Consider the following 759-nt stretch of genomic DNA (forward strand, 5'->3'; position numbering starts at 1 on the left):
AATCTTTTTTATCCAGAATATTAGAGGTTTTTGTATTAAATTCATTTATAAATTGACTCATTTCAATAATGTTATTAATTTTTCTATTAATATATTGTAATTCTTGATTTTTTTCTTTATCTATTATCTTATCTTCTTTATAAGGTATATATCCTTTTTCTTGGTAGTAGTTTAAATAATAATCATAATTTGATAATAATTGATTTTTATTATTTTTAATTAACTCAACAATTTGATCACTTAGATCAACCTTTATTTTTTCAACTTCTTTATTGATTTCTCCGTAGTAAAATTTATCATTTAAACTTTCTTTATTTAATTTATATGAACTAAATTCTCTTTCTTTGCCTATTTTATCGATATTTTCAATATTTGAATATACTCAATAACTATATGCTGTTGAATTATCATCAAAGTTAAAAGCAGGATTGGGATTACGTTTGATACGACCAATGGTTTGAATACTTAAACTATCAGAAGATACATTTCTTAATTGAACTAACATGCAAGCACGCGGTATGTTTCAACCGGTTGCAGGTCCAACTTTAAAGATTATTACATCAATATCTGAACTGCGTTTAGAAATATTTTTTAAAGAAATGTTACCACGCATATTTGAGTCTATTTTTTCCGAAGAAAAGTATTTAGCTCATGTTAAATTATGTCTTTTTAATGTTTTGATTATATTTTCGATCTTTTCATCAAAATCTTTATCATTAGCTTTTTTATCATTTACTTGAATTAACATAGCAGGATTGA

Annotated in this window: 1 protein-coding gene; it reads right to left on the reverse strand. The window is 23.6% G+C overall.

Annotated features, from left to right (window positions below):
- On the reverse strand, positions 1-759 hold a 759-nt coding region (locus N9R85_RS03955), incomplete at both ends, for a hypothetical protein (protein ID WP_396888774.1).

Source organism: Mycoplasma sp. CSL7503-lung (assembly GCF_025515455.1).
In the GTDB taxonomy this organism is placed as follows: domain Bacteria; phylum Bacillota_I; class Bacilli_A; order Mycoplasmatales; family Metamycoplasmataceae; genus Mycoplasmopsis.